Origin of the sequence: Alteromonas sp. BZK5 (genome assembly GCF_014349115.1) — a bacterium.
Taxonomy (GTDB): Bacteria; Pseudomonadota; Gammaproteobacteria; order Enterobacterales; family Alteromonadaceae; genus Alteromonas; species Alteromonas macleodii.
Genome location: NZ_JACSOE010000136.1, coordinates 1 through 5,912 on the forward strand (window position 1 = coordinate 1; position 5,912 = coordinate 5,912).

The window sequence follows — 5,912 nt, forward strand, 5'->3', positions numbered from 1 at the left end:
TCATTAGCCCTTCTACCGCTAATGGTATCTAGTCATGCACACGCCGCAAAAGCCGAAATTTTCGACGATAGCGTTATCGTTGTGTACAAAGAAAATGTAAGCAAAGCGGAAAAGATGCGCGCTCGCTCTTCGGTACGTGCACGAATTAGTGACGCAAACCGTGATGAAGTAGATGATCGCTTCTCTAACCTTTTAAATGGTCGCATTGCCAAACTGGAACTTCGTGGCAAGTCTGTAAAAGACGCCATAGAAATCTTAAAGAAAAATCCTGCGGTTAAAATCGCCGAGCCAAACTTCTTGTACCGCAAAGCCCTGGTACCTAACGATCCTTCTTATGGTGACCTATGGGGTTTGAATAACACAGGTCAAGCCGGCGGTACTGCAGATGTGGATATTGACGCACCAGAAGCATGGGATATTACAACCGGTGATAGCGATGTGGTCATCGGCGTTATCGATACGGGTGTTGACTACAATCATGAAGACCTTGCAGATAACGCATGGATTAACCCAGGTGAAATCGCTGGAAACGGTATTGATGATGATGGCAACGGCTATATTGACGATGTTTACGGTATCGATACCGCAAACGGTGATACCGACCCAATGGACGACGACTCTCACGGTACACACGTAGCAGGCACCATTGGTGCTGTGGGCGGTAATGGCATCGGTGTAGTTGGTGTAAACCATGACGTGTCAATCGCTGGCTGTAAATTCCTTGGAGCAGATGGAACGGGTTCAACCGCTGGCGCTATTGAATGTATCGATTACTTCACCGACCTTAAAGAGAACCGCGGCATCAATATTAAGGCTACCAACAACAGCTGGGGTGGCGGCGGCTATAGTGAAGCGCTAGAAACCGCTATTGAAGAAGCTGGCCAAGCGGGTATTTTGTTTGTTGCTGCGGCAGGTAACTCTGGTTCAAACAACGACAACGTAGATAACTACCCGTCTAACTATGTCACTACAACAAACAGTCTGGTTGCAGTTGCTAGCCACACTCGTACTGACGGAGACAGCGGCTTCTCATACGGTATTGAAACTGTAGACATCGCGGCGCCGGGTACAGCTATCCTATCTACAATACCAGGTGACGGCTATGCGACATACTCGGGCACATCAATGGCAACGCCACATGTTACGGGTGCAGCAGCACTTGTGTGGTCGCTAAACCCAGAACTTACGCCATCTGAAATGAAAGAGCTGTTAATGTCTACAGGTGAAACTAGCCTATGGGCTAATGGTCGCACCGTGTCTGGCAACCGCCTAAATGTACTTAATGCACTTGAAGAAGCTGATCCTACTCCAGGTTTTAAACTGGGCATTACACCTGGTTCAGCTGAAATAGAAGCGGGTGAGACCTACACCTTCACTATTGAAGTTGGTTCAATTGCTGGCTACGAAGAAGAAGTACAGCTATCGCTTGCTGAGCCAAGTGATATCGCGTCTTTAAGCGCAAGCTCGGCAATGCCTGGCGATACAGTAACACTGACCGTAGAGACATCTGAGGAAACGCCTTGGGGTCCGTACAGCTTTACGGTTAACGGTGTAAGCGGTGATATTGAGAAATCTAAATCAGCGAACCTTTATGTTTACCCTCAAGGGCTAAACGAATTCCCTTACGCGTATTCTGGTGATGCAGTACCTACGTTACCGAATGAAGAAGATCCTGACGATGTTGGCGTTGACCTAGTGATTAACGTTCCTGACGACTTAACAGTATTCGGTATGCAGGCGTCGGTAGATATCACACACACCTATAGCGGTGACCTCGTACTATCACTGACTTCTCCTCAGGGTACAACCACCGTTCTTCGTCAGAACCAAGGTGGCGGTACAGATGATATCGTTGAGAGCTATAACTCTGATGCCTTCAACGGCGAAGTAGCAACAGGCGATTGGACCTTGAACGTGCTTGATACGTTCAACGGTGACAACGGCACTGTAAACACATGGAGCCTTGTGGTGACCGGTATTGGTGAAGTAGGTCCAACACCGCCTAACTCTGCGTTTACCTATGACGCTTCAGGCTTATCAGTAAGCTTTACTAATAACAGTAACGACGTTAATGACGACATTGTCAGCTATAGCTGGGACTTTGGCGATGGCTCTACTTCAACGGAAGAGAACCCAACGCATGTTTACGCGAGCACTGGCGCCTATGACGTAACCCTTACGGTTACCGACTCTGAAGGCCAAACTGGCGTATCAACAGAAACCGTATCAGTTTCAGATAGCACCATTGTTGCCGAGATTGACCGCGCTATGCTGTCTCGATTCGGTTCGTTACGCGTAGATTTATCATATAGTGGCTCGATGGCCGATACTGTAATGATTTATCGCAACGGTGAGCTACTTGAAGAAGTAAGCAACACTGGACGTTATCGCGACAGAAGCAGAGGCGTTCAACCTGGTGAGTATACTTATATGGTTTGTGATGAAACCTCTGCATGCTCTGCACCAGTGTCTGTAAACCTTTAATGTAGTTTGCGTATCGCTGACGCGCTCTTCGTGACAGTTGGCGAATGATACGCTGAACAGTTAAGAGTTAAGCAATTGCCGGCCAAGGATAGGCCGGCTTTTTTTATTCTGAGAATTAAAGAGAGCACCAGTCTAAGCCATCGGCTTATTCACTATAAGCCAAATACAACGTACACTTGATGCATTAAGAAATAATAAGCATTTTTTCATGCACATACTCATTATTGACGATCACGAAATTGTAAGGGATGGCATTAAAACACTTATCGAGCAAGAGTATGGCTGGCATGTTTCCTACGCAGTAAGCTCTCTGGATGCTCTTCCCTCCTTCGCTACGTTAGACGATATTGACGTTGCCATTCTAGATATCTCACTAGCACAGGAAAGTGGTTTCGACACGCTAATAAAAATCAAGAAAGACGCGCCGTTTATAAAGTGCTTAATGCTGAGCATGTATGATCATGTTGGCTATATCAGTAAAGCGCTTGAACTCGGCGCCGATGGCTACGTTACAAAGAATGCTGCCACCAAAGAGTTAATGGACGCGTTGGAAGCTCTAGAAAAAGACGAGAATTATCTAAGCACAGATATTAGTAAAAAGTTAGCTTTCGGTGATAAACAGCTAACCTCTATCCTTACTGAAAGGGAAAAGGAAATTTTCTTACTGTTAGCAAAAGGATTTCAGCCAAAACAGATTGCCTACTACATAGACACTGCCCCGAAAACAGTGATGGTTCACAGAACTAATATTTACAAGAAACTTAATGTAACCTCCCAATTTGGTTTACTTAGAATTGCGTTAGAAACTGGGTACCTCGACGTTTCTGACGTTATCTACGACGATACGCTAGTCAAAGCAAATTGATGAATTTAACGCGGTATTTCAACGTTACCTATTTACTAATGGGATTAGGTTATACCGCGCTATTTCACGGCGTGTGGTTGCTCAGCACCCAATTTGAAATTATTTCAGGTACGGTGAGCTGGTATTTGCCCGCTGGTGTTCGCCTGGCGGCGTTTTTACTACTGCCAATTTACAGCTGGCCACTGCTACTCATCGCAGAAAAATTAACCCACTTCATTTTATTTCACCCCGGTGGCATTCTCGACAATACGGCCTTTTTAAGTGGAACCATAGGTTGGTATTTAGTCCATTTGGTGCTGTCACCCGCGGTAATTTGTACATGCGTTTATTTATTCAGACGTCGCTTTAGCGCACCTTATATAGACAATGTTTCCAGCACCCTTGCCACGTTGGCTTTTGGTGTTCTTATAAGTGTTGCTCTTGGGGCGGTATTTTTGGGCAGAAGGGCTATTGAACTACAAACAGGCATAGAGGTTTTTCTTTCTATTTTGTTTGATTTTTCATTAGGTGATTTTGTAGGAATTGTTGTTCTTTGTCCGTTTCTCTTCGCATTATATAAACGGCCATCTATTCCTAAGAGTCACTTAGCACTGTACCTTACAACAATCGCTTGGCTGGTTTTGCTGATACTAAGCAGCTATGCCTACTCCCAACAAATTAACATCAGCTATCAGGTTAAATATCTAGCGGTTTTCCCTGCGCTGTTTTTATCATATCGCTATGCCATAGTTGGCAGTGCGTTTTCGTGTTTACTCATAGGCATTACTGCGCTCGTGGTGGCAAGCCAGAGCGCACTTCCTCCCATTGAGCATCAGTTTTACATCTTAGCATCATGTACAGGTTGCCTCATTTTAGGTGCGTCAATTAACCAATCTACCTTGCTGAATATGAAGCTTGCGAAGAAAAACGAGGATCTTGAAGTATCGGTGCAAAGCGCTCAAGCACTGGCCAGTCAATTGGTGGTAGTGCAAGAAGATGAACGAAAGCGCTTATCGCGGGATTTACACGACGATTTTGGTCACCGCATAGTCGATTTGAAACTTCAACTGTCGCTAGATAGCAGAGAAAGCGACAACGACATGATGCTCAATAAGATAGATGCTCTATACCACGCAATGAAGAAAAGCTTAGGGGGGTTGCGCCCGTCCGGTATTGATACACTTCCCATTGAAAGCGTGATTCAACGTTCAGAGATTATTACCACGCTCAAACGCGCAAACATAGACTATTCGTTTAACGTTAGCGGCACGCCAGTACCGTTCGATTCAGACCAGAAAATACACATCTATCGCATTGTGCAGGAAGCGGTGACAAACAGTATAAAATATGCCAATGCGACGTCGCTCAGCATTGATATCAACTATGCGCAACACAGGGCCGTGTTTACCGTTACTGACGACGGCGGCGGCATCCCTGAGCATATTGCCCAACTAGCAAACGCCGAACCCACACTCGGCCTGCTGTCGATGAGAGAACGCGCAAAGTTGATAAATGGCGAGTTTGATATTTCCCAGAACAAACCATCAGGCACCCGAGTTTGCCTGGCTTTGCCCTACAGAGCTTAAGTTACTCTACTGCGTTTTAGGTGCGTCGCTGCATCCTTTTTATGTTACATTGCTGTTGATTTAACTACTATTTTGATAACCGTATGCAAAAAAATTTCATTACTCGCCGAGCCCCCTTTTTTAGACAGTGCCTAAACATTGCTGTCCTAATTGCCGCTGTCACCACGTTAAATGGCTGTGTGAGTACTCAAAATGAAAGTCCTTACACTTACGCTCCGTCTGCATCACCCTATCAAGATGTGGTCAATGCACAGCAGCGAGCTGTGGAACAAAGCAAATTACTTTTGGTTGTACTGGGTGCTCAGTGGTGCCACGACAGTACTGGCTTAGCTGAGCGTTTTGCGACAAAGGAAATGGACCTTATTCTACGCGCTCATTATGAAACCGTATTTGTTGATGTGGGAACACTTGAAGACAGAAGAAATATAACCGAGCGATTTGACTACCCCATTTATTACGCCACACCAACGGTAATGGTGGTTGAACCTAAAACCAGCGCATTGTTAAACAGAACGTCAATGGATATATGGGGGCGCGCTGACAGCATTCCCTTATCGGAGTACATTCAGTATTTCTCTCGCTTTCCTGCAATGACAACTGCGCAAAAAGCCCCGTTTATTAACTGGGAAGCGACAGATGAAGAAGAAGCTTACAATAAAGAGCAAGCACTCAGATTACAAAGCGCTTATGACAAACTGGGTCCGCTACTTGCGCTAGATTTACAAGGTAATACCCCACAAGGGCTTAACGAGCTATGGAAAGAGACCAAAGGGTTTCGCACTGAACTGCAAAAAACGCTGATAAAGCGCGCCGAGCTTACGTTAGATTCTGAGAATGGCAACGGAGTAAACACCACGCCAGCATTGCGACACTACAATCCGTTTTCGTGGGAACATAATTAGGGCCTGTTGACCTTTGGTGTACGAATTTTGGTCTAAATGGAAGCCTTTTAATCGCGAAACAGTCCTGCAAGCCTAGCGGGCTAAGTTAAAGGACTG

General features: G+C 45.6%; 4 protein-coding genes. All 4 read left to right on the top strand.

Annotated elements, in window-relative coordinates; translation table 11 throughout:
* Positions 1-2,484: S8 family serine peptidase (locus tag BIZ39_RS19955; protein WP_187447847.1), on the top strand; the 2,484-nt coding region annotated here is incomplete at its 5' end.
* 208 nt (positions 2,485-2,692) lie between these two features.
* Positions 2,693-3,349 carry a response regulator transcription factor gene (locus BIZ39_RS19960; protein WP_049588829.1) on the top strand — a complete coding sequence of 219 codons (657 nt, stop codon included), beginning with the start codon at positions 2,693-2,695 and terminating at the stop codon, positions 3,347-3,349.
* Positions 3,349-4,914 (top strand): ATP-binding protein, encoded by a 1,566-nt coding sequence (locus tag BIZ39_RS19965; protein WP_187447848.1) that lies wholly within the window; start codon positions 3,349-3,351, stop codon positions 4,912-4,914. The genes BIZ39_RS19960 and BIZ39_RS19965 overlap by 1 nt, the downstream gene beginning before the upstream one ends.
* Before the next feature lie 83 nt (positions 4,915-4,997).
* Positions 4,998-5,816: a thioredoxin family protein gene (locus BIZ39_RS19970; protein ID WP_049588831.1), complete on the top strand. Its 819-nt coding sequence runs from the start codon at positions 4,998-5,000 to the stop codon at positions 5,814-5,816.
* Positions 5,817-5,912 lie beyond the last annotated feature (96 nt).

Bases quoted from the DNA above. Each gene is read 5' to 3' on its own strand.
- BIZ39_RS19965 (WP_187447848.1), top strand. From the start codon at position 3,349: ATGAATTTAACGCGGTATTTCAACGTTACCTATTTACTAATGGGATTA.
- BIZ39_RS19960 (WP_049588829.1), top strand. From the start codon at position 2,693: ATGCACATACTCATTATTGACGATCACGAAATTGTAAGGGATGGCATT.
- BIZ39_RS19970 (WP_049588831.1), top strand. From the start codon at position 4,998: ATGCAAAAAAATTTCATTACTCGCCGAGCCCCCTTTTTTAGACAGTGC.